Here is a 23,738-nt window from a genome sequence, read left to right on the forward strand (position 1 = left end):
AAACCATACCCCTACGTTTTCTCATTTATACTTGAGCATTGTTTTTAACGCCGAAAAACCAACATCCAAAACAGACTTAGCCATTTTAGTTTGTACCAGTTTTTTAGCATTTAAATGACCAACGACAATCAGTGCATTATTGTTAACAAACTTGGTACTTGCCTTATGCAAGTGGTCTTTACGACAGTTTGCAATCTTGACGTGTAATGCATGTACATGCTTTTTATTACTGACTCGTTGAGCAATCCCGAGTTTCTGTTTGTATTTTCGATAGAACTTAGGGTTAGATACCACTGTTCCATCTGAACAAGTCACCACGCCTTTCAGCCCAGATCAATACCAATAGATTGAGCAACAACAAACACCTCTTAAATATTTTAGTTATTTGTAATTTTGGCCTTGAAGGGTCATAAATTTCCTCTCAAATTTAAAAAAAAATCTTATTTTTAATATTTTTAGTTTTAATTTGTTTAAAAAAAGCGCAAATAAACCCTCAACCAAAAAGAATAATTAAAACACTCATTAATAAGAAAAAAATTTAACAATTGTTTATTTTATCTACCTCAAACCAAGCTTTACATGTATAAAAATGCTCAAAAACTGTACTTATCGAATATACCATTCAGTTTTTCTTTACTTTATAATGCGCGACTTTAGTCATTCCGCTTTTGTATTTTACCTATTTCAATCATGAAGTGTTTCCGATTGATCTTGCATCTCTAAGCACTTAAACATGGATATATTCGTAGCATGAATGAATCAATCAACACCATATTTTTATCGATGATTGATCGTGTCAATCAGCCCCTCTGGGATTTACTCGTTATTTTTCTACTGGCTGTAGGCACTTTTTATACAATCTCAACCAAGGCCGTACAAATACGACTATTTTTCCATAGTTTTAAAATTATGAAGAATAGCCGTAATAAAACAAATGATCATGGCCTGACCCCTTTCCAAGCATTTGTAACGGGTTTAGCCAGCCGAGTTGGTGTAGGTAATATTGCAGGGGTCGCTATTGCCATCGCAATTGGTGGTCCAGGTGCAGTGTTTTGGATGTGGGTTACTGCATTACTCGGGATGAGTTCTGCATTTATCGAATCAACGTTGGCACAGTTATTTAAAGTTCGTGATAGTAATACTAAACAGTTTCGTGGTGGTCCTGCGTACTATATTACCCAAGGCTTAAAGAATAAAAGCTTTGGTATTATCTTCGCCTTATCTCTAATTTTCACATATGGTTTCGTTTTTAACTCAGTACAAATTAACGCAATCGTTAGTGCTTCAAGTCACTCATGGGGATGGGATAAATCCAATATTATTCTGCCCCTAGGTGGTATAGATTTCGTCATCTCTTGGGTTGGACTCGTACTTGTTGTACTGGTTGCAATTGCAATTTTCGGTGGAATCAAACGTATTGCTAAATTTGCTGAAATGTTTGTTCCTCTTAAAGCAGGGCTTTATTTACTCATTGCGCTATATATTATTTTAACAAACTACGCAATGATCCCTGACATTATCAAACTGATTTTCACTTCAGCATTTGAGTTTAAAGCTGCTGCTGGTGGCTTCTTCGGGAGTATGATTTCGATCACTTTATTACAAGGGATCAAGCGTGGATTATTCTCCAATGAAGCAGGTATGGGGTCTGCCCCAAATGCCGCTGCGGCATCTGATGTCAAACACCCTGTTAACCAAGGTTTAGTTCAAATGCTTGGTGTATTTGTTGACACCTTTGTCGTATGTACAAGTACAGCAATGATTATTTTGGTTTCAGGTGTTTATCACGAAGCTGGATTTATTGGTGTTGAACTTACGCAACGTGCACTTGAGAGTCAAATTGGTATGTGGGGCGGTGATTTGCTTGCTATCTTATTATTCTTGTTCTGTTATTCGGCTGTCTTAGGTAACTATGCTTATGCTGAAAGTAATGTACAGTTCATTAATAACAACCCAAGACTCATGTTTTTCTTCCGGATCTGTGTATTGATCATGGTCTACTTCGGTGCAATTAGTAGTGTACCTTTGGTATGGAATATGGCCGATATGTTTATGGGTATTATGGCTGTTATTAACTTAACTGCAATTCTGCTATTAACCCCGTTAGCACGTACATTACTCAAAGACTATACCAGCCAGCTTAAACGCGGTATTAAAGAACCAGAATTCAAAATCGACCAGTATCCTGAATTAAAGAAAAGAGTCAGTGGCGATATCTGGTCTGACGATAAAAAATAACTTTAAAGCGGTATAAAAAAGCTTGGATTCATCCAAGCTTTTTTCTTATCAGACAGTGCCATCATTCAATAAATTCAATTTAAAATACAAAAATGTAGTATGACAAACTTATCGATTTTTAGCATAAATTTTCCATGTTTGATTATCCGCTAAAGGATCTTTATAGCTATCGCTGCGCTGCTTACGGGGCTTATCTCTTGCATCAACCAAAACAAAATCGTCAACAGTACTAAGTACAATACCATTCACATAAAAACGAGTCCGAGTATAATCACTTTGCCCATGTTGAAATACATAAGTACGTAGATCAATAAACTCACGATGTGCAACTAATACTGCAGTATCATCATGATCTAACCAATGCTGCATTTTCACGACTTGCTCAGGTTCAAACTGTCCGCACTTATCAATTAAGCTGGCTACACCGCGAAAGGTTTTAGACTCTTTAGCCTGCGTTTTATTAATACGAATACGATCTACAGAAAAATAAAACAATGGTAGATTTAAATGGCTTGGTAAATGTACTGCATCTACAACATCGTCATCCATAAAAGGCTGGTATAAATCCTGAGCTCGCTCAATTAAGCCCTGCCACTGTGAATAATAAGCCTGTACTGCTGAAGCATTTGCATAATAAATTGGCAATCCTTCTACCTGTGCTAAATCTGCTGGCGGCCAAATATTTTGCCGAAGCAAATTAATATCGCTTTTTAAACTTTGTACTGCAATTGCGTCTGGCATCATGCACCTCAAACATTGGCTAGAAACCCAGTATATGCCACAGCGGGATAAGTACTTAGGCTATTTTAGAATAAGACAATGGTTTAGTTTGAGCAAGGCTTTGCTTATAATGACGCTATATTAAATTTGTGGAATACACCATGTCTCAAAAAATTGATGCAACTGATATCACCGAAGAAGACGCATTGAATGCGATTTTTTTTGAGCGTGCTGATGAGTTTATTCAAAAAGCCAACCAATTTTGTAGTCCAGAGCTTGGTAAAAAAGTCGATAATCCTGCTGAAATTCGTGGCCAAGTTAGTGCTGCTATGCTTTTTGCCACTGCGCGCTTTAACACTTGGGTTGCAGCGAATAACTTTAAAGATGGCAAAGAAATGAGTGATGCCAAAGAGCAAATTATGAGTTATATCTTGCAGCAGTTCCAAATGATGCTTGAAGATAATTTTGACGAATATTGCGAGCAATTTGACAACTATCTTCGCTTCCGTAAAAACGAAGAATTCCATGTACATAAACATGACCATTAATTTATGATTTGGGCGCTGCACTGGCATTGCGGCGCTACCCTCTTACCTAAACCAGTAAGCTAATCAATCATTTTTAAAAATCGACCAAAGTGTAAATAAGGATATTACATGACACTTTCATTTCATCGTGCCACTGCTGAAGATGCTGACAAAATTGCTGAGATTGGATCTATCAGCTACTTCCATCATTTTCAAGACATCTGGCATTATCGCGATGAATTACAAGATTATATTGAGCAAGAATATCATCGAGATAATATTTTACAGAGCTTAACTGACGTAAATACACAGTGGTGGATGATTCGTCAACAACAAGCGATCGGCTTTATTAAACTCAATTTTGATCAAATTATTCCTCTGGACAATCAATCAAAATCACCCGTTCAAGCTTTATCACGCGGTGTGTGTGTGAATAAAATCTATTTGCTTCCTCAGTTTACAGGACAAGGTTTAGGACAAGAAATCTTTCAATTTGTTGAAAATCTCTTACAACAGCAAAACCACAAATGTTTTTGGCTTGAGGTATTACAAGATAATCACGCTGCAAAGAAATATTATTTGAAAAATGGTATGCAGGTCATTTCGAACGGAACGTATCAATATACTCGTCAACTTCATCAACTGTATATCATGATAAAAACACTTAATCTCTGATTATATTATCCATAACCGTAATAGACGAGTTATGGATAATATCAACGTATTTTTATTTCTGTGCCTGACCATATTGATCAGCCATCGTCTCGACTAAACGATCAAGCTGAATATACTTTTTAATCACAGCATCCACATCAGCCTTGGTTAACTGAGCAATTTCCTGATCGCGTTGTTGACGCATTTTCATCTGAGTATTGGTCTTTAACTGAGCGCTGATCATGCCATGAATACTGCGTGCATCTTCTAAGGCTGTTACACGTTTTTTCATCATATCAGCTTTCGCTGCTTCTAATTCTTGCGTGGTAATACCTTGATCGATCAACTGCTTTAACACTTTATGTACAGAAGTCGAAACTTGTGCTGACTTACCTGCACTGTAATTCGCTTGGATAGATAATGCCCCAGATTTTTCAAATTGATCAAGATCAAGATCACTACCAAAACCATAAACTAAAGCATTTTTCTCACGCAGTTCCATCGCTAAACGTGAAGACAACTGTGAATTACCTAAAATATAACTAAATACATAAAGTGCTGCCGCATCTGGATCATCATACTTCACAGGTAAGGTCAGCAATGCTTGATAGTTACCGAATTCTCGTTGCTCTGCTAATGCATGTACCTTTTGCGCACTGTAAGGTACAAAAGGTGCACTTATACGTTGATATTCTTGCTTTGAACGCCAGTTAGCAAATGATTTCTGTAATGTTTTCTGCATTTTTGCTGTATCAAATTGGCCTGTTACCGCAATTTGAGCATGCTCCATCGTAAAGAAGTTTTTATACAATGACTTAACTTGGTCGTTACTTGCTGCCTGCATTTGTTTCTTAGCAAACTCAGGTTCAAAATGGTAACGTAAATCACCTGGTTGATAGCGTTCAAGTAGACGAGCCATGGTTAAAGCAGCAACTGTTTCAGGTTCAGTATATGGTCGATCCAACAGGGATAAACTTTGTTGCTTGATCAAATCAAATTGGCTTTGTTCAAATTTTGGATTCTTCATCACTTGAACGATGTAATCAAAAAATTCATCAAATTTTTCTTTCTTTGCATTGATTTGGATCACCATCCCATTGTCAACAGCCTGAGCAACAGCAATACCACCCGCCTCTAAAGATTTATCAGCAATATCTTGTAGACTATAACGATCTGATGCACGTAATAATAAATATGCTGTCAGTTCTATAATCTCTGCTTGATTCATCAAAGAGGTATCTTTACCAAAACCGACCTGAATGGTCGCGTAGGTCTTATCATCAGGTGTCGCACTTGGATAAAATGCATATTGCATACCATTCTTCAGCTGACCATGCTGGATTTTAGGCTCAATCTGTTCAAGTTGTTGATGAGAAGCCTTGACACGATCTGCTACTTCTTGCTGATAGACTTTAATATCTTTAAATGGTTCAGGTTTTTCTTGATTCTGATCGAGCGTCTTAGTCACTTGCCCCTGTTGCTGCTGTTCAAGTGCCTTTTTCTGATCTTCAGGAGTTGGTTTTACATTTCCACTGATACGATGCTCTGGCACAAGAAACTGTTTTAAAACTTGATTGACATCTTTGACTTTCAAAGCTTGAACTTGTTCTAAGTCTTTAAAATATTGGTCCCAAGCACCTTGACTAGATACGACATAATCACTGAGTCGCCCACCCATAGCTACAGCATTATTACGAATATTATCCGATTGATTTTGAATTAAAGTTTTAACGCGTTTCAACTCAACATCGTTAAATTCTTTATTGTGTTCAACACCACTAATTAAACCGGCAGCAACTTTTTTCTCATCATGATTAGGTGCATAAATTGCCCCCATAAACACCACATTAAAATCACGATCCAACCAAGTGCTTGATTGCACCATAGTACTCGTTCCTGTTTCAACCATGCTTGAATATAAATGACCGCTTGGCTGTAAGGTATATAAAAATGGTGCTAAAGATAATGCAGTTTTTATCTGGTCATTTTTACCATTCATATAAACATTAAACTTGGCTAGATCACTGCCTTTTTGTACAAGAAATTCACGTGGTTGAATTTTTGTTGGATCTAAAGCGGGAACTTTAGCCTGTGCTGGGAGTGTGCGTGAGGCGATTGGACTAAATTTTTGATCAATTGTTTTTAAAACAGCATCGCGATCAAACTTACCACTAATTACGATAGTCGCATTATTCGGCGCATACCACTGACGATAAAATTTATTCAGTTCAGCCATTTTAATAGACTGTAATTCATTTAAATCACCAATGGGTAAACGTCCTAAAGACTGATTACCATAAGCGGCTTTCCACATCTGATCTAATAAAACAGAAAATGGTTGATCCATACGAATTTCACGTTCGCGCATTACGATTGCAATTTCAGCAGGTACATATTTTTCTTGTAAAACCAATTTATCCATACGTTCAGCTTCAAGCTCAAGGATCTGATCTATTGCTTGTTGGTCTGGACGAATAATATTGCTGTACTTTGTAGAATAATAGTCGGTACTGGCATTTGTCATTAAAGTATATTGATTTAAGCGACGCTGAAACTCTTCTTCTTTAATATTTTCAGTGCCTTTAAATGCCAAATGCTCAAGTAAATGAGCCAAGCCACCTTTACCCTTAGGGTCATTTAATGACCCAGTGAGGTAAACAGTGTTCATAAAAACTTTATTTTCTTTATCGTTTGGCGCTAAAACAACCCTTAAACCATTATCAAGTTTATATTCCTCAATTTGGTGCTCAGACTTTACCAGCACCGCTTGTGCCCAAGATGTTGCACTAAATCCAACAATACAAATTGATAATGTCAGTTGTTTTAACCGAGTTAACATAAAAGCCTTCATTGTAATATTCAAAAATATGCAGCTATCTTAGGTAAGCGTAATTAAAATGAATAGTAGCTTTTTGAAAACTAAACAATAAATACTAAATTTTATAACAAATCGCCTAATCTAAAAATAAGTCAGCAATCATAAACAGTTTTGCATAGCCTGATATTTCAATACGCTCATCGCCCTTTAAAATACAATATAAAGTACCGCCACGTCCAGAAGCTTGGTAAGCAATCAACTCGGTTTTATTTAATCGCTCAGCCCAAAATGGCGCTAAGCCTGTATGCAAAGAACCCGTTACAGGGTCTTCATTAATACCGACATTCGGAGCAAAATAACGTGCTACATAGTCATAATCATCAGCCGATGCTGTAATCGCGATATCGTGGCTATCTGCAGCAGAAGTGATAGCAGTTCGTAGTTTTTTATCGGCACCAATCTGACAAATCACATCTAAATTTGGCGTAGCCTCACGCACATCTTGTTCCGATGCACAAACTAAAATATATGCCTGAGCATTGATATAAACATCAACTACAGGGCGATCAATAGCTTGATAAATCAGTTCAGGAACTTCATGTAACTTTTCGGCTCGTCGGATAGGAAAATTCATATGAATTTTGCCATCTATAGCTTGATCAACTATAAATATCCCCATTTTTTTCACATGAAAATAAATCTTGGACGCTGAGCAATAATCTTTAAATAAAACATATGCACTCGCCAGAGTGGCATGTCCACAAAATTCAATCTCAACCTTTGGACTAAACCAGCGTATCTCATAGTTGACGTCATCAATAATTTTTACGAAAGCTATTTCTGCCAAATTGTTTTCTAACGCAATCTGCTGCATTAATTCATCACTTAACCATTCGGTCAGTACCAATACTGCTGCTGGGTTGCCTTTGAATAGATTTTGGCTAAATGCATCGACTTGATACATCTTCATGGAGGGGACTACCTTATTCAACTTCAGATCACACTATTGTTATCCTTTCAAAACCGAAAAAATAGTGACAGATGAAAGAAAAAAATGAGACAGCATCCAAAAGCATTAAACATTAAAAAAGCCAAGATTAAACTTTTAATTTAATCTTGGCCAAACAATATAATTTAAACTAACACTAACGCGATTAAATCAAGACTTTCTCTTGTTCTGCATTTAATACTTCAGTATCAGTTTGCTTCATCCACTGACTGGTCACCATGCCCGCTGTCATTGAACCGCTGACATTTAACGCAGTACGCCCCATATCGATCAATGGTTCAATCGAGATAAGTAAAGCAACAAGCGTTACTGGTAAACCCATCATAGGTAAGACAATTAATGCAGCAAAAGTTGCACCACCACCAACTCCAGCCACACCGATTGAACTTAACGTCACCACACACACCAAAGTTGCAATCCACACAGGGTCAAGTGGGTTAATTCCGACTGTCGGTGCAACCATTACAGCTAACATTGCAGGATATAATCCTGCACAACCATTTTGTCCAATCGTGGTACCAAATGATGCTGCAAAACTGGCTATAGACTCAGGAATACCCAAACGCTGCGTTTGAGTTTCAATACTTAACGGGATACTTGCCGCACTCGAACGACTTGTAAAAGCAAAGGTTAATACAGGAATCGCTTTTTTGAAAAACCGTATTGGATTAACGCCACTGAAGCCGAGTATTACAGCATGCACGACGAACATAATGCCAAGTCCTAAATAAGAAGCGACAAGGAATCCACCAAGATTAATCATATCAATCAGCTTAGAGCTAGCGACCACTTTGGTGATTAAAGCAAAAACACCGTAGGGAGTTAGAGCCATCACTAGACGAACTAAATGCATTACCCAAGACTGTAAAGTATTTACACCTGTAATAATATGTTGGCCTTTAGCTGCGTCAGCTTGAATCAACTTTAATCCAGCAATGCCTAAAAACACAGTAAAAATCACTACACTGATAATTGAGTTGGCATGCGCACCAGTTAATTCAGCAAAAGGATTTTGTGGAATAAAAGATAAAATAAAATCAGGTACACTAAGATCTGAAACTTTACCAATATAATCACTATGAATCTGATCCAAACGAGAGCTTTCTTGGCTACCTTGGACTAGACCTTCTGCACTTAAACCAAATAAATTAGTCACCCCAACACCAACTAAAGCGGCAATTGCAGTGGTTAATAATAAAGTTCCAATGCTATATATACTGATTTTGCCGAGGGAAGATGCATTATGAAGCTTAATCACTGCACTTAAAATTGAAACAAATACCAGTGGCATTACGACCATTTGTAATAGCTTCACATAGCCACTACCCACGATATTAAACCATTGAATGGACTGTTGTAAGACCACAGATTCTGGCCCGTAAATCCAGTGCAAGCCTAAACCGAATAACACACCTACACATAAACCTGAAAAAACTTTCTTCGCTAAACTCCACTGAGTTTTGCGCATTTGTAATAGCAGTAATATAAGTAAGATGAATACGGCTATATTCAAAATTAGGCTAATATCCATTAAAATTCCACGAGTTTTGATATAAGGATTATAAGACATGACGAAAGCGCATGACAGCAGGCCTGCTGAACTTGAGCATTTTTACTTATGTTTTTTACTTTAAAAAAATATATAAAATTCAAAAAGATGAATCTTATATATCAATTTGTGATGAGTATCTAATAATTATGAATAATTAATCGCAATATAACTGGGTAAGTTATGAACTACCCGACACTTAAGCCATCAATTTCAAGTGCTGCAACTTAAATTGCAAACTTCTTTTTGACGCATTGTTGCTACTGCGAGAAAAAGCTTAGACACTCTGATGTCTCTTATTTTTAATTCCATGCCCACTAGATCGTGATCAATCATCGCCATCAAATAGTCTTACACTGTCTAAAATCGATCGTACTGTAATGCTCTTTATCCCTTTTGAAGCAGCTTGATCTGCATGACCAACTATCCACAACTGTTAAATTTAAATCTTGCTTGGCTTTTGCAATTGTCGGGTTGAATGTAATTGTATGAAGCGCTTGACTGATATTAGAAGCATGTACAGTAAATACAACTTTTCCTAATCGGGCCGATTTGTACCTTTAAATAAGGTTATTGTGTGCCTCTGAATTTTAAATGGCTTTATATTGTTTTGCTTTGACTTTCGCCTTATTCAACTTTTAGCAATGAACTACAGCAAGCCACTTTATTCGTTTTAGTGAGGCAAATTTCGATGTTGTAAATTAATCGATTAAACAGCAAACAATGCCAGCACTAAAAAAAGTGACTGAATCTGATTCATGTAGGACTTACTCACGCCCTCTAAAAAGAGCGAGAAAGCATGCTTTAATGTATGTTCAATCTGCATCATATTGAAATTTCGCACAGATTTTAAATCAAAATATTCACACTACATTGATCTATTGGCAGTTTACTGAATATTTTTTGTTGAAATCTTTTTGATTGTGCCGTTCGGCATTATCATTTTTTGCCTTAATCGATTATTATCAATATTATTTTTTATTTGAATCAATTACCTTGGATACCATTAGCTTAATTCAGCCAGATGATTGGCACGCACACTTACGTGATGGTCTTGCGTTACAGCGTACCGTACCAGATTTAGCCAAACAATTTGCCCGTGCGATTTGTATGCCCAATTTGGTTCCACCAGTGAAAACAGTTGAGGAAGCTCTCGCTTACCGTCAACGAATTTTAGCACACGTACCAGAAGGCCTTGATTTTGACCCACGTATGGTCCTTTATTTTACTGATCAAACCTCACCTCAAGAAATAAGTAAAATAAAAGATTCTGAATTTGTTGATGCGATTAAACTATATCCAGCAGGTGCGACAACGAACTCTGCAAATGGTGTGAGTGATATTCGCAAAGTCTATGCTGTTATTGAGCAGCTCGAAAAACATCAAGTCCCTTTACTTTTGCATGGTGAAGTTACTCATCAGCATGTAGATATTTTTGACCGCGAAAAACGCTTTTTAGATGAAGTATTAGCTCCATTACTCAAGCAATTCCCACAATTACGCTTAGTACTTGAACATATTACCACCAGTGAAGCTGCTCATTTTGTTTTAGAACATGATCGTCATGTTGCTGCAACCATCACGCCTCAACATTTATTATTTAACCGTAATGACCTATTGGTTGGTGGTGTTAAACCACATTTCTATTGCTTACCAATTTTGAAACGTTTAAATCATCAACAGACGCTACTTGAAGTTGCAACTAGCGGTAATCCTAAATTTTTCTTAGGTACAGATAGTGCGCCACACGCACAAAATGCCAAAGAAAATGCATGTGGTTGTGCTGGCTGTTATAGTGCTCCAAATGCAATTGAACTTTATGCACAAGCATTCGATCAAGTCGGTAAAATTGATCGTTTAGAAGGTTTTGCTAGCCATTTTGGTGCAGACTTCTATGGTTTACCTCGTAATACAAAACAAATTACCTTGGTTAAACAACCACAAACCATTGTTGAATCTCTTGATTATCTAGAAGATCAAAAAATTATTCCCTTACATGCGGGCCAAACCCTTTCATGGAGAAAAGTGTGACAGCTGAAAATATGCCTGTGATTGATCAACGTTTCCGAGGGTTTCTCCCTGTAGTCGTAGATGTTGAAACAGCAGGCTTTAATGCAGATACAGATGCTTTACTAGAAATCGCCTGTATTCCGATTATTTACGATGCTGAGCAACAGTTTGTACCTGGGCCGGCATTTCATGCCCATATCAATCCATTTGAAGGTGCAAACTTAGACCGTCGTTCACTTGATTTTATTGGGGTTGATCCATTCAACCCACTGCGTGTTGCCATGGCAGAAGATGAAAAAACTGCGCTAAAACGCATTTTTAAATCTATTAATGAAATACGCAAACAACAAAATTGTACGCATGCGGTCCTTGTTGGACATAATGCGCATTTTGACTTGGCCTTTTTAAAAGCAGCGATTTTACGTACTTCAACCAAAAATCAAAGTCCATTCCACAGCTTTTCAGTGTTTGATACAGTTACCTTGAGTGCTGTGATGTTTGGACAAACTGTTTTGGCTAAGTCTTGTATACAAGCAGGCATTGAGTTTGATGGTAAAGAAGCACATTCAGCTTTGTATGATACGCAAAAAACAGCTGAACTTTTTTGTTTGATTCTAAACAAACTAGAACCGCAGTTGCTTAACAATATGATGGTGGATCCCACTTAAGGGAACCATCATCTTGATTGTGCTAAGACTTGGCTTTTTGCATAATTCTTATCATCGTTAAATTCGTTTACCACACAGACCTATCACCAAACAACCGCTTAACAATATTCTTCAACCGATTATCGGATTTATATGTTCAGATTTTTGCTGCACATGTCGCCTCACCCCCAACTGGTCTGAAATATTTTTTCAAAACGACTCACTTGTTTAAATCTGCAACAGTCATTTTTTCGGATGCACTCATTTCAAATTATCGACTTTCTCCTATTAAAAAATAAATTACTTTTCACGTAAAAATAACTGAAATTATCACCAGTGTTTGCAGAATATCACCACTTTTCGACTACGTTTAATTACACTTGTTTTGACAAAAATCTATTTATCGTTCTTATATTAACCACTTCTTCTCAAATAAAGCCCATGAAGTCTCAAAAAATGATCAAACACACTCGAATATTTTAGGCTTCAGTGCTGAATTAAACACCGCAATATGATGATTTTTTACTCATAAATATTCTCAACAGTATTTTTTATATTTTGTTGTTTTAGACAATCTCTCCATTGTTAACTTATATTTCATACTGATCTGTTATATTTTGAACATTTAATTCACCAATCAATCAATTATTGTGCAAATCACAATAATTATCTTTGACAAACTTTTAAAATCTTCATATCATGGCCGCACTTCTAAACGACCCTATCGTCTAGAGGCCTAGGACATCGCCCTTTCACGGCGGTAACCGGGGTTCGAATCCCCGTAGGGTCGCCATATTTTTTCTCTCGCTTTACCAACTTCCTCTCTAGTTGCACATTATTAAGTTTTGACTAAAATAAGCCTTCTTGCACATGTAAATCCAATTAGACTATGTCAGAACCAGATTATCAACAAGCCTCACCCTCCTCTGCACAGCCGTCAAATTTAAAACGCGCCATGACGACTCGTCATCTAGTGATGTTGTCTTTAGGCGGTGCAATCGGCACGGGATTATTTTTAGGCTCAGGTGAAGTCATCTCTCAAACAGGGCCTATAGGCGCAATTTTAGCTTATGTCTTGGGTGGCCTTATCGCCTACATGGTGATGCTCTGTTTAGGTGAACTCGCTGTCCATATGCCTGTCGCTGGTTCATTTGGTAGTTATGCCAATAAATTTATCGGTCCGGGTACTGGTTACATGATCACTTGGGTTTACTGGCTGACGTGGACGGCAACCCTAGGTACTGAATTCACAGCAGCAGCCTTGCTCATGCAAGAGTGGTTTCCTCAAGTATCAGTCTGGTTATGGACCATTATATTTGCAGGTATCGTTTTTATCCTCAATATCAGCTCAACACGTATGTTTGCTGAGTCTGAATTTTGGCTTTCCTTAGTTAAGGTTATCACTGTACTCGCATTTATCTTATTGGGTTTACTCGCTATATTCGGTCTGATTCCTTTTCAAGGTGCAGAAACAGCACCACTATTTAGCAATCTAACCTCGCATGGTTGGTTCCCCAACGGTGCTCTGCCAATTTTATCCACGATGCTGATTGTCAACTTTGCTTTCTCTGGTACAGAGTTAATCGGTGTTGCAGCAGGTGAAACGCAAGACCCAGCAAAGAATGTACCCAAGGCAATTAATGCAGCAATCTGGCGGTTACTTATCTTCTTTGTCGGAACCATTATCGTTGTTTGTGCGCTTCTACCGTATGAAATGGCCGGTTTAACTACTGAGCATACTGTCAGTAATAGTCCATTTGTGACCGTGTTTTCTTATATTGGTATTCCTTATGCTGAAGACATTATTCGTTTTGTGATTATTACTGCATTACTATCTGCGGCAAATTCGGGGCTATATGCAGCTTCACGTATGATGTATTCACTTTCGGTCGCTAAACAACTCCCAGCAGTCTTTTCGAAACTCAGCGCATCTGGTACACCTATAGTGGCCTTAATCGTCACAATGTTTGGTGCGCTACCTGGCTTACTCTCTGAACAGTTTGCACCTGAAACTATCTTTAAAAATCTATTAGGTATTGCTGCATTTACGATGGTGATTGTATGGATGAGTATTTGTCTTTCACAATTTAATTTCCGTCGCCAATGGTATCAACAAGGCCATCATAAAAATGATTTAGGTTATGCCGCCCCCTTGTACCCTATCGTGCCGATCCTTGGCTTTATCTTTTGTACGATCACTGCAGTAAGTATGGCACTAGATCCTGATATGCGTGCTGGCTTCATTGGGTGCTTACTCTTTATTGCTGGATGCTACTTAAGTTACTTCCTGTTTTATCGAAAGCAACACTAAGCATCACGATTGTAAAAGCCAAAAAAGAGCGAACCTATCGCTCTTTTTTATCTCGGCTGACAATCAGTTATTTTCACATTTCTCATTTGATCAGTATTTAATCCCTCACAACACCAAGAGCTTATTAATTAAGCAAATATTCAACAAGATAAAAATAAGATACATCAAGATAAGCTCTCTATCTCTTTCATTAAAAACAGAGAAAAACGATGTTTTTTCATACGAAAATACAAGTAAAATGATTATTTTGTTGCTATTTTATCCACTCAATCAAAAAAATGAATTTAATTTAAGAAAAGCGTTTGACACTCTCTAAAATCCACCCTATTATACGCCCACCTCTGAAACGACCCTATCGTCTAGAGGCCTAGGACATCGCCCTTTCACGGCGGTAACCGGGGTTCGAATCCCCGTAGGGTCGCCAATTTTCAGAAGTAACTTGCCTCATCTTATTAGACCCTATCGTCTAGAGGCCTAGGACATCGCCCTTTCACGGCGGTAACCGGGGTTCGAATCCCCGTAGGGTCGCCATATTCGAGTTCACTCATTTCAAAGTAAATGAGCACTCAAAAAAAACCTGAGCATTATGACTCAGGTTTTTTTATGCCTGATTATTACTTAAATTTTTTATCCTATTCAAACGCTTTGCCCCTTAACTTTTAAACAAAGGTTTAAAACCAGTTTATATCAGTTGAGATTATACTTATCGAAACTCAGCTACTTTTTCACATTACGCTGCTGCGCCTGATCATGATGATTTAAATAAACCTGCTTAACAAGCGCTAGGCTCGCCTGAAGTAAAGTTGGATAGGTGTTAGAAGATAATCCAGCAAAGGGCCTAATAACAGCTTTACAGGCAATATATGACACACCTCAGGAAGGAGTTGAAATCCTGACCCGTACATTGCCTATGAGTACTCAGTGCTAAATGCTGCATAACAATAATAGCCCTTCAAAAATCACTGTCATCAGTTGCCTACCTAACAACATCGTGCACCTGCTCTGTCTCACCAGAGTAACTAAAGTGCACGACTCAATGCCTTTGCTCATCATCTCAAAAGCATAGCCTTATCTTTGAGTAAGATACTGATGATCAGCAAACGAAATCAGTGGCTAGAGATTTTTATTTTCGCGATAAACAGTATTGCTGAATAAGCAATCACAGCAGTTTAATCACTGATCTCTAATCTTAATTTCTGATCAGCTCTTCAACGGAGACTCGGCATGTTCAACCTGCATGCTTTTTTGGAAATGCTGACATCCAGTTTTTAATAACACAATTGTACAGACTGTAGCGAATGCCCCAATAATCGAAATTGAGTGGCCCACTAAAAGCGGATTTTGAAAAACTTTATCGGTTAACAATGCAACGAGCGTTGTTCCTATGCCTAACCCAACCAAACTACTAATGAGTAAAAATATCGATGAGATCTGGGCTCTAAATTGATTTGGTGTAAGCACCAGTATCGATGCAGTAGATGTTGGCATTGGAAACGAAGCAAAAAACATTGCAGGAACAAGCAATACCACTGATAACCACAGCTGATCGACTTGGGTAAATAAAAACCACATACCACGCATATTTTTTGTTTTGAGCTTTCTTTTCTATAGGCGCAGGTGTTTGTGTAACTATCTTCATCATTGCTTATCCATCCTAGATATTTTGAGACAAAGTGAGTAAAAAAGATTTGTAGTTAAGGATTTGATATAATTGTGCTTTCAATATCTATTCAAAGTTATCTTGACTATTCCTTTTAATAACAATGAATTAGATATTAATCCCTCACAAATATTATCAGCCTGCTGATAATCCTATACTATTTAAAAAATAATGAGCAATTGTTATGCAAAAAAAATTTGATCACCCAACAGAAATGTTTGAGTCTGAAAATGGTTATTTAGGATATTTATTAAGAATAGCTTCACATAGTTATAGGCTGAAAATGGAAAAAGCCTTACAACCATTTTCAATTACTCCTCCTCAATTCACGGTATTGAAAATCATCTCGGTCTACCCAGGTTATACCAATGCAGAAATAGCAAGATTTGCTTCACTCACACCACAAACTGTAAATTTAATGATCAATAAATTGGTTCAATTTGGTGTCATTAGTAAGCATGCACACCCTGAAAATAAAAAAGTATTATGTTTAAAAATTACATCCCAAGGTGAAACACTCCTAGAACAAGTGACCGTAGAGATTAATCAACTTGAGGAAAACCTTGAACTCGACTTTAAGCAAAATGAAATTAAAGTGATTCGAAAATGGTTACAACATGTCATTAATTTCTAAATTTATTATTTTTATCGTTTAAATAAAAAAAGCTTCTATCCTTTACTGAGCGAAACCTCTTATTCAAAATAATCAATTGTCTATTGTCATCTACTTCATGGGCTAGAAATAAGAGTAACGAACTAAAATAACAATACCTCTATCCCTGAAAAAAAAGCCTCTACTGTCTTTAAGAGCAGTGTCGATCAGTACCTATCAAATAATCTAATAACTTGGCTGAGCCCTTTTAAAAGGTTCACCTTGATTCATAAGTATGTCTTCAATATAACCCCCTGTAACGATCACAAAAATCAAATGTTACTAAAAATTTCTCAATTTTATATTTGCATTATTATCAGCATGCTGATAATTTAATTTCAGAAATAAACTTAAAACAAAATCTATATCATTGTTTTTTATATGATTAATTCAAAAAGGAGTCTACCATGATTAAACCCTATGGCGTTGTTGGTTTGGTACCTACGATTTGGGGTATTCAATCCCGTGCGGATATTATGCGCAATATCGATCATCTGGAAGAACTGACTGCTGGAGCACTTTGGTTAAGTTCCTTAGACATCCCTGTAAAGCTTTTGGTCTTACCCGAAGGTGCCTTACAAGGCTTTAATGATGAAGCTTTAGATACCCCAATCGAAGATTTTTTAGCAGATGGTGCAATTGATATTCCTGGTCCAGAAACAGATCGTTTAGCAAAATTAGCGCAAAAACATCAAGTTTTCTTGATGGCACAGGCCAAAGCTAGAAACCCTGACTGGCCTGGCGTCATGTTTAATGTTGGCTTTATTATTAATCCTCAAGGGGAAATCATTTTAACGCATCATAAAATGTCTGCCCTCTTACCGTGTGAACGCTCAGCATCACCACATGATTTATATGATCAGTGGATTGAAAAATATGGTGCTCATTTACAGTCCTTTTGGCCTGTTGTAGATACAGAAATCGGACAACTTGGTGTCATGATGGCAATGGAAGGAAATTTTCCTGAAAATGGCCGAGGCTTGGCAATGAATGGTGCAGAAGTTGTATACCGCGCATCATTACCTGCAGCATTTACTCAAAATGATATCTTTGAAATTTCCAGCCGTGCGAGAGCATTAGAAAACAATATGTATGTTGTTGCCCCAAATATCGGCGGTATGTACCTTGATCAAAATACCCAAGCACCTATTGATTGTGGTGGCGGTCGATCGATGATCGTTGATTATAAAGGTAAAATTGTAGGAAAACAAAATGACACCAGTGGATCAACCTACGTGACAGGTGTGATTGATATAGAAGCTCTACGCTACCATCGTACACATGCTCAAGTCACTAACTGGATGAAAGATATTCGTAGTGAGGCTGCTCAGCTCATTTATCAACACAATATTTATCCAAAGAATAGATATTTAGAACAGCCACAGGGAAATCATGCAGCCTATAAAGCAGAAGTTATTGAACCACAAATTCAAAAAATGATTGATTTGGGAATATGGAAAGAAAGCCATTATGATCAATAGCTTTCTTTGTTTATATCTTGGATGGCTTTAAGAAAATACAATCTAGGATGAAATAAGCAAGAAGTGCAAAAAATAACAGTGATCAAGAACGAGTGACTACTCGTTTCTTGATCACAAAATATCTGAAATTTATGCTGTGCGACGCGAATTAACCCGACCGCGAATGACCGCCATGACATTATTTTTAGCATATTTTAAGAATACTTTCAGTGGAGACAACTGAGGATTTGCACCTTTGCCTTGAGCAATGTTTTTAAACTGTGATGCATACCAAATGATTTCCATGATTGCCATTTTATCAACAAAAGGAATACCTGTTTTAATCGGTTTTACTGCATATCGCACATCTTGACCAGCAATTAAGCGTTCTGTTAAATCGGTTTCTACAGCCAGTGGTCGAGCAATACCAATAAAGTCACATGCACCACTTGCAAGTGCAGCATTCATACCAGCAGCAGTTCGAAAGCCACCTGTAACCATCAATGCACAATTCACTTGCTGACGAATCTTTTCAGCAAAGTCTAGAAAGTAAGCTTCACGCGCAATAGTGCTGGCTTTACGTTGACTGGCTTTTGCACCTGCCATTGCCGGTGCTTCATATGTTCCACCTGAAATCTCAATCAAATCAATCCCTGCGGCATCGATACTTTTAAAAACATCAATCACTTCTTGCTCGGTAATACCACCACGCTGGAAATCAGCTGAGTTAAGCTTAACTGAAACGATAAATTCAGGCTGAGTAACTGCACGTACAGCACGATAAATTTCCATTAAAAACCGCATACGATTTTCAATGGAACCACCCCACTGATCTTGACGCTTATTGGTCAAAGGCGATAAAAACTGACTGATCAAATAGCCATGGGCACCATGTAACTGTACGCCCTCAAAGCCTGCTTTTTCACAAATTCGAGCCGATTCTGCAAAGCGCTGAATAATATCCAGAATTTCTTCTTCAGTCAGTTCACGCGGTGTGGCAAATGTCGTTGCAAGCATCGAGCTAAATGGTACAGCTGATGGTGCTACTGTTTCCTGATTAAGCCCCTTAGGACACTGACGCCCAGGATGAGATAATTGAATCAACTGCACCATACCATGGCGCTTTCCGATCTCAGCCCACTGTTTAAGCTGCGCTAAGTCACGTTCATCTTCAACAACCACCACACCAGGTTCATTTTTTGCACGCAGGTCAACCATCACGTTCCCTGTAATCGCACAACCTAAACCGCCCTTAGCCCAAGCTTCATATAAGCCCAGATGTAAATGATTCGGTTGACCGAGATCATTCGCCAAAGCTTCACTCATCGCTCCTTTGATGATACGGTTTTTAAATGTAATATTTTTAATACTCAAGTCGCTGGCAATCTGGCTCATTAGTTTTACTCACTTAGAATCTATAGTTGGTCACAATGCACAGTTTAGGTTTTAACCATATCGAGTTTAGATTTGACAATACACTTTGTCAATTTTACTTTTTAGACTGGGCTAGTATTGACTTGCTGCAATAAGTTGTTGCGTATAAAGCTGTTGTGGTCGCTCAAACAAATCAATCGTGTTTTGAAACTCAACCAGTTTTCCTTGCTTTAATACCATTACCTGATGGCACAAGGCTTTTACAACATGTAAATCATGACTAATGAATAAATAACTCATCTGTTGTGTTTTTTGTAATTGCCTTAACAAAGTAACGATCGCGGCTTGTGTAGTACGGTCTAAAGCTGATGTTGGCTCATCTAAAATCAGTAACTTAGGTTTTACGATTAATGCCCGTGCTAGAGCCACACGTTGACGCTGTCCACCCGATAGTTCATGTGGATAACGATGTTTGAACGCTATAGTCAATTCCACGTGTAGCAAAGCCTCATCTATTCGACATTGCAACTCCTGTTGACTGAGCTTTTGTTGCTGCAAACCTTCAGCGATGATTTCGGCCACACTCATTCGTGGATTGAGGCTGCTAAAAGGATCTTGAAAAACCAATTGAAAATCATGACGTAGTGGACGTAATTTCGCCGCGTTTAAAAGATTGAGATCTTGCCCAAGCAGTACAATTTTCCCTTGGCTCTGGATTAAACGTGCGATTGCTAACGCAAACGAACTTTTACCAGAACCACTCTCACCCACGATGCCTATACTTTGACTTATAGCAAGTATTAAATCCAATGCTTCAACTGCTGTGTGGAACGTCTTGACCCGATTTAATATTCCTGTACGAATTGGATACTGCACAACAAGTTGTTGTAGTTCAAGCAAGGCTTCGGTCTGTTGGGGTGCTGGAGTACACGCTCCCAAGTCTTGCTCAAGTAAAATACGGGTATAATCACTTGCTGCTTGCTCAAAAATATTTTTAACAGGCCCTTGTTCAACAACTTGACCTTGCTTCATTACCACGACTTGATTCGCATAACGTCCAACTAAGCGCAAGTCATGACTGATCAAAATCATGGCCATGCCATGTTGTCGTTGAAGGCTTTGTAATAAATTTAAAATCTGTGCCTGTAAAGTAACGTCTAAAGCAGTTGTAGGTTCATCTGCAATAAGAATATCTGGTTCGAGCGCCAAAGCAGCGGCAATCATGACCCGCTGACGCTGCCCGCCAGACAACTCATGCGGAAAACGAGATAACATCTCTTCAGCCTGTTCTATACCAACATCTTTAAGTAAAGCTAAGCTACGTGATCGAATGTCAGCCTGAGCACACCCAACAAGGCTCAAAGACTCTGCTAAAATTTTTTCTACCCGATGCAAAGGATTTAATGCAGTCATCGGCTCCTGAAAAATCATGGCAAGCTTACGGGTACGAATCTGCTGATCGATAGCTAAACCTTGCTTAGACAAATCTTGAAATGCCAATTTATCCTGACGATGAAAATATACTTGACCTGTGACCTTAAGATTTTTTGCCAATAACCCAAACAGCGCCAAACAACTGATAGATTTTCCTGAACCACTCTCCCCTACAATTGCGAGTGTTTCACCTGCATGCAGCTCAAAACTCAAACCATGCAATAGCATCTGCTCAGTTGATTGAATCTGCACATGTTTTAATGACAAATAAACCGGATTATTGTTGTCTTGGGTCAAATGCATCACGTGCAGCCTCTCCTATATAAATAAGCATTGCCAATACAATTGCCAAACAAAAGAAACCCGAAAGTACTAGCCAAGGTGCATCTAAATTATTTTTGCCTTGTAATAATAGCTCGCCTAAAGAAGCGGCCGCTGGCGGCAAACCATAACCCAAGAAATCCAATGTCGTCAGTGCCGTAATATTTGCAGTTAACATAAAGGGCAACTGCGATAAGCTTGAGCTCATTGCATTGGGTAAAATATGACGAAAAATAATATCACGTTCACGCACACCTAAAGCCTGTGCAGCACGTACATAATCAAAATTACGTGCCCGTAAAAACTCAGCACGTACCAATCCCACCAAACTTGTCCAGCCAAAAAACAACATAATTAAAAAAAGCCAATACACACTGGGACTAAACATGCTGACCAAGATCATCACCATAAATAGCATGGGTAATCCCCCCCAAACTTCTAATACACGTTGCCCGAGTAGGTCAATCCAGCCCCCATAATAGCCTTGTATCGCACCAACAATAACACCCAGAATTGCAGAACATAATGTCAAAGCAAAACCAAATAACAATGACACCCGAAGTCCGTAAAGCAAACGTGCAAATACATCTCGGCCTTGGTCGTCTGTACCTAACCAGTTATCCTTACTTGGAGCAGAAGGAAAAGGAACTTGTAATGCATAGTTGGCCGCTTGAGCTGAAAATGGAATGACTGGCCAAATTGCCCAGCCATGTTGTTCAATGAGCTGCTGTACCACTGGATCTTGATAATCAGTTTCTGTTTCGAACACACCACCAAAAGTCGTTTCTGGATAATGATTAAATATAGGAAAATAATAGGACTGCTGGTATTTCACAATGATCGGCTTATCATTAGCAATAAATTCAGCAAATAAACACGTCAGTAAAATTATAGTAAATAAAATAAAGCATAGATAACCAACACGGTGCTGTTTAAACCGCTGTAAACGCGCTTGCATAATCGGTGACATCAACGCATTCCTCGTGCTGAAAAATCGATACGGGGATCAATCCATTGATACAACACATCACTTATAAGGCGTAAAATCAAACCTAATAAAGTATAAATAAATAAGGTGCCGAAAATCACTGGATAATCACGTTGTTGAATTGCCTCAAAACCCAGCAACCCGACACCATCAAGATTAAAAATAATCTCAATAAATAGATTACCCATAAGGAAAATACCAATTAGGGCCTCAGGTAATCCAGCAATGACGATGAGCATCGCATTGCGAAAGACATGACCATAAAGTACGCCAGACTCTGAGAGGCCCTTTGCCCTTGCAGCAAGCACATATTGCTTACCTAACTCTTCCATAAAGGCATACTTGGTTAAATAGGTTAGTCCAGCAAAACCACCCAGTACGATCGCCAAAAGTGGTAAAAACAAATGCCAAAAATAATCACGAATTTTTTCAATAAAACTCAAACTGGCAAAATCATCTGACACCAAGCCTTGTAAGGGAAATAACTGCCAATATGAACCACCAGCAAAAAGCATGATCAATACAATTGCAAATACAAAGGCTGGAATAGCATAACCAATAGCCAACAGCAATGAACTCGCCCGATCAAATATCAAACCATGCTGCCGCGCTTTTTTAATCCCCAAAGGAATAGACACCATATAAATTAATAAGGTACTCCATAACCCAAGTGATACAGTGACTGGCATGCGTTCCCAAAGCAGTGTTGTTACGGCTTTATCTTTAAAAAAACTTTCACCAAAATCAAAAGTTAAATAGTTTTTTAACATTAAAATAAAACGTTGATATGCAGGCTGATCAAATCCATATTGTTTTTTGATTTGTTCAACCATTTCATCACTTAAACCACGTGCACCACGATATTGACTGTTATTGCTGCTCACAATCTCAGCCCCACGATAAGCATCAGCATTAAAGCTTTGCTCAGCTCGTTGAATCGCTTGTTCTACAGGCCCACCAGGAGCCAATTGCACCACCACAAAGTTAATGACTAAAATCAAAAACAAGGTCGGTATCATCAGCAACACGCGTTTAAATATATAGCTGCTCATGATTGTTTTATCCTTTTAGGCTACAGGCGATCTTAAATGTACTGCCTTTATTTGTTACTGCCATTTAAATAGTGACTGACTTTATTGGCTTTCACAGGATCTACCCACCAATAATCAATCCCTGTTGATAATTGTGGGCTGCGTAGGGGTTGCTGATACATGTCCCAAGAAGCGTACCAGTTAAACGCATTGTTATAAGTCATAATTTGATAATAACCCGCTCTTAGCACTCGATCGATTACACGCGTATATAAAACCTGTTGTTCTCGGTTTGGTGATTGAACTAATTTTTCAATTAACTCATCTAAAACTGG

Annotated in this window: 16 protein-coding genes, 3 tRNA genes and 3 pseudogenes; 11 read left to right on the forward strand and 11 right to left on the reverse strand. The window is 38.1% G+C overall.

Annotation, left to right across the window (positions count from 1 at the left end):
- Window positions 1-24: 24 nt before the first annotated feature.
- Window positions 25-330, reverse strand: a pseudogene (locus Aru01_RS14235) (IS200/IS605 family element transposase accessory protein TnpB); the annotation flags it as partial.
- 420 nt (window positions 331-750) lie between these two features.
- On the opposite strand from Aru01_RS14235, the gene Aru01_RS14240 reads away from it, so the two are divergent.
- Window positions 751-2,238 (forward strand): alanine/glycine:cation symporter family protein, encoded by a 1,488-nt coding sequence (locus tag Aru01_RS14240; RefSeq protein ID WP_016655526.1) that lies wholly within the window; start codon window positions 751-753, stop codon window positions 2,236-2,238.
- Between the two features lie 108 nt (window positions 2,239-2,346).
- On the opposite strand, the gene Aru01_RS14245 is transcribed toward Aru01_RS14240, so the two are convergent.
- Window positions 2,347-2,979, reverse strand: a complete 633-nt coding sequence (locus tag Aru01_RS14245; RefSeq protein ID WP_016655525.1) for a hypothetical protein — start codon at window positions 2,977-2,979, stop codon at window positions 2,347-2,349.
- 140 nt (window positions 2,980-3,119) lie between these two features.
- On the opposite strand from Aru01_RS14245, the gene Aru01_RS14250 reads away from it, so the two are divergent.
- Window positions 3,120-3,506 carry a DUF3144 domain-containing protein gene (locus tag Aru01_RS14250; RefSeq protein WP_016655524.1) on the forward strand — a complete coding sequence of 129 codons (387 nt, stop codon included), beginning with the start codon at window positions 3,120-3,122 and terminating at the stop codon, window positions 3,504-3,506.
- Between the two features lie 108 nt (window positions 3,507-3,614).
- Window positions 3,615-4,160 carry a GNAT family N-acetyltransferase gene (locus Aru01_RS14255; RefSeq protein WP_016655523.1) on the forward strand — a complete coding sequence of 182 codons (546 nt, stop codon included), beginning with the start codon at window positions 3,615-3,617 and terminating at the stop codon, window positions 4,158-4,160.
- Between the two features lie 52 nt (window positions 4,161-4,212).
- Here Aru01_RS14255 and Aru01_RS14260 read toward each other — a convergent pair whose 3' ends face one another.
- From Aru01_RS14260 to Aru01_RS14270, 3 genes are all read right to left on the reverse strand, one after another.
- Window positions 4,213-6,978: a M16 family metallopeptidase gene (locus Aru01_RS14260; RefSeq protein WP_016655522.1), complete on the reverse strand. Its 2,766-nt coding sequence runs from the start codon at window positions 6,976-6,978 to the stop codon at window positions 4,213-4,215.
- A 115-nt stretch (window positions 6,979-7,093) separates the two neighbouring features.
- Entirely contained in the window at window positions 7,094-7,927 is an 834-nt protein-coding gene (locus Aru01_RS14265; RefSeq protein WP_016655521.1) for a PhzF family phenazine biosynthesis protein, read from the reverse strand.
- A gap of 184 nt (window positions 7,928-8,111) precedes the next feature.
- The gene (locus Aru01_RS14270) at window positions 8,112-9,497 is read right to left on the reverse strand and encodes an L-cystine transporter (protein WP_040331138.1); all 1,386 of its coding nucleotides are present in this window, start codon (window positions 9,495-9,497) and stop codon (window positions 8,112-8,114) included.
- A 1,014-nt stretch (window positions 9,498-10,511) separates the two neighbouring features.
- Here Aru01_RS14270 and pyrC point away from each other — a divergent pair.
- From pyrC to Aru01_RS14300, 6 genes are all read left to right on the forward strand, one after another.
- Entirely contained in the window at window positions 10,512-11,546 is a 1,035-nt protein-coding gene (gene pyrC, locus Aru01_RS14275; RefSeq protein WP_040331137.1) for a dihydroorotase, read from the forward strand.
- Complete coding sequence (gene rnt, locus Aru01_RS14280; protein ID WP_040331091.1) at window positions 11,531-12,193, forward strand: ribonuclease T; 663 nt, start codon at window positions 11,531-11,533, stop codon at window positions 12,191-12,193. Before pyrC ends, rnt begins: the two co-directional genes overlap by 16 nt.
- A gap of 696 nt (window positions 12,194-12,889) precedes the next feature.
- Window positions 12,890-12,965: transfer RNA gene (locus tag Aru01_RS14285), tRNA-Glu, on the forward strand.
- A 96-nt stretch (window positions 12,966-13,061) separates the two neighbouring features.
- Complete coding sequence (locus Aru01_RS14290; protein ID WP_016655517.1) at window positions 13,062-14,483, forward strand: amino acid permease; 1,422 nt, start codon at window positions 13,062-13,064, stop codon at window positions 14,481-14,483.
- A 348-nt stretch (window positions 14,484-14,831) separates the two neighbouring features.
- Window positions 14,832-14,907: transfer RNA gene (locus tag Aru01_RS14295), tRNA-Glu, on the forward strand.
- A 31-nt stretch (window positions 14,908-14,938) separates the two neighbouring features.
- A tRNA-Glu gene (locus Aru01_RS14300) sits at window positions 14,939-15,014 on the forward strand.
- A 669-nt stretch (window positions 15,015-15,683) separates the two neighbouring features.
- On the opposite strand, the pseudogene Aru01_RS14305 reads toward Aru01_RS14300, so the two are convergent.
- A pseudogene (locus Aru01_RS14305) lies at window positions 15,684-16,043 on the reverse strand (spinster family MFS transporter); the annotation flags it as partial.
- A 284-nt stretch (window positions 16,044-16,327) separates the two neighbouring features.
- On the opposite strand from Aru01_RS14305, the gene Aru01_RS14310 reads away from it, so the two are divergent.
- The gene (locus Aru01_RS14310; protein WP_016655515.1) at window positions 16,328-16,777 is read left to right on the forward strand and encodes a MarR family winged helix-turn-helix transcriptional regulator; all 450 of its coding nucleotides are present in this window, start codon (window positions 16,328-16,330) and stop codon (window positions 16,775-16,777) included.
- 425 nt (window positions 16,778-17,202) lie between these two features.
- Complete coding sequence (locus Aru01_RS14315; RefSeq protein ID WP_016655514.1) at window positions 17,203-18,276, forward strand: nitrilase-related carbon-nitrogen hydrolase; 1,074 nt, start codon at window positions 17,203-17,205, stop codon at window positions 18,274-18,276.
- Window positions 18,277-18,405: 129 nt separating this feature from the next.
- Here the strand turns inward: Aru01_RS14315 and Aru01_RS14320 are convergent, their stop codons facing one another.
- From Aru01_RS14320 to Aru01_RS18360, 5 genes and pseudogenes are all read right to left on the reverse strand, one after another.
- Window positions 18,406-19,650: an NADH:flavin oxidoreductase/NADH oxidase family protein gene (locus Aru01_RS14320; protein ID WP_016655513.1), complete on the reverse strand. Its 1,245-nt coding sequence runs from the start codon at window positions 19,648-19,650 to the stop codon at window positions 18,406-18,408.
- Between the two features lie 111 nt (window positions 19,651-19,761).
- Window positions 19,762-21,366: a dipeptide ABC transporter ATP-binding protein gene (locus Aru01_RS14325; protein ID WP_016655512.1), complete on the reverse strand. Its 1,605-nt coding sequence runs from the start codon at window positions 21,364-21,366 to the stop codon at window positions 19,762-19,764.
- Window positions 21,341-22,354 carry an ABC transporter permease gene (locus Aru01_RS14330; RefSeq protein WP_016655511.1) on the reverse strand — a complete coding sequence of 338 codons (1,014 nt, stop codon included), beginning with the start codon at window positions 22,352-22,354 and terminating at the stop codon, window positions 21,341-21,343. Before Aru01_RS14330 ends, Aru01_RS14325 begins: the two co-directional genes overlap by 26 nt.
- On the reverse strand, window positions 22,354-23,424 hold the full coding sequence (locus Aru01_RS14335; RefSeq protein WP_016655510.1) for a microcin C ABC transporter permease YejB: 1,071 nt from the start codon (window positions 23,422-23,424) through the stop codon (window positions 22,354-22,356). The genes Aru01_RS14330 and Aru01_RS14335 overlap by 1 nt, the downstream gene beginning before the upstream one ends.
- 47 nt (window positions 23,425-23,471) lie before the next feature.
- Window positions 23,472-23,738, reverse strand: a pseudogene (locus tag Aru01_RS18360) (ABC transporter substrate-binding protein); the annotation flags it as partial.

Source organism: Acinetobacter rudis (genome assembly GCF_000829675.1).
Lineage (GTDB): Bacteria > Pseudomonadota > Gammaproteobacteria > Pseudomonadales > Moraxellaceae > Acinetobacter > Acinetobacter rudis.

What these genes read in the sequence shown, in the direction of transcription:
- Aru01_RS14240 (WP_016655526.1), top strand. Translation starts at nt 751, where the DNA reads ATGAATGAATCAATCAACACCATATTTTTATCGATGATTGATCGTGTC.
- Aru01_RS14245 (WP_016655525.1), bottom strand. Translation starts at nt 2,979, where the DNA reads ATGCCAGACGCAATTGCAGTACAAAGTTTAAAAAGCGATATTAATTTG.
- Aru01_RS14250 (WP_016655524.1), top strand. Translation starts at nt 3,120, where the DNA reads ATGTCTCAAAAAATTGATGCAACTGATATCACCGAAGAAGACGCATTG.
- Aru01_RS14255 (WP_016655523.1), top strand. Translation starts at nt 3,615, where the DNA reads ATGACACTTTCATTTCATCGTGCCACTGCTGAAGATGCTGACAAAATT.
- Aru01_RS14260 (WP_016655522.1), bottom strand. Translation starts at nt 6,978, where the DNA reads ATGTTAACTCGGTTAAAACAACTGACATTATCAATTTGTATTGTTGGA.
- Aru01_RS14265 (WP_016655521.1), bottom strand. Translation starts at nt 7,927, where the DNA reads ATGAAGATGTATCAAGTCGATGCATTTAGCCAAAATCTATTCAAAGGC.
- Aru01_RS14270 (WP_040331138.1), bottom strand. Translation starts at nt 9,497, where the DNA reads ATGGATATTAGCCTAATTTTGAATATAGCCGTATTCATCTTACTTATA.
- rnt (WP_040331091.1), top strand. Translation starts at nt 11,531, where the DNA reads ATGGAGAAAAGTGTGACAGCTGAAAATATGCCTGTGATTGATCAACGT.
- Aru01_RS14290 (WP_016655517.1), top strand. Translation starts at nt 13,062, where the DNA reads ATGTCAGAACCAGATTATCAACAAGCCTCACCCTCCTCTGCACAGCCG.
- Aru01_RS14310 (WP_016655515.1), top strand. Translation starts at nt 16,328, where the DNA reads ATGCAAAAAAAATTTGATCACCCAACAGAAATGTTTGAGTCTGAAAAT.
- Aru01_RS14315 (WP_016655514.1), top strand. Translation starts at nt 17,203, where the DNA reads ATGATTAAACCCTATGGCGTTGTTGGTTTGGTACCTACGATTTGGGGT.
- Aru01_RS14320 (WP_016655513.1), bottom strand. Translation starts at nt 19,650, where the DNA reads ATGAGCCAGATTGCCAGCGACTTGAGTATTAAAAATATTACATTTAAA.
- Aru01_RS14325 (WP_016655512.1), bottom strand. Translation starts at nt 21,366, where the DNA reads ATGCATTTGACCCAAGACAACAATAATCCGGTTTATTTGTCATTAAAA.
- Aru01_RS14330 (WP_016655511.1), bottom strand. Translation starts at nt 22,354, where the DNA reads ATGTCACCGATTATGCAAGCGCGTTTACAGCGGTTTAAACAGCACCGT.
- Aru01_RS14335 (WP_016655510.1), bottom strand. Translation starts at nt 23,424, where the DNA reads ATGAGCAGCTATATATTTAAACGCGTGTTGCTGATGATACCGACCTTG.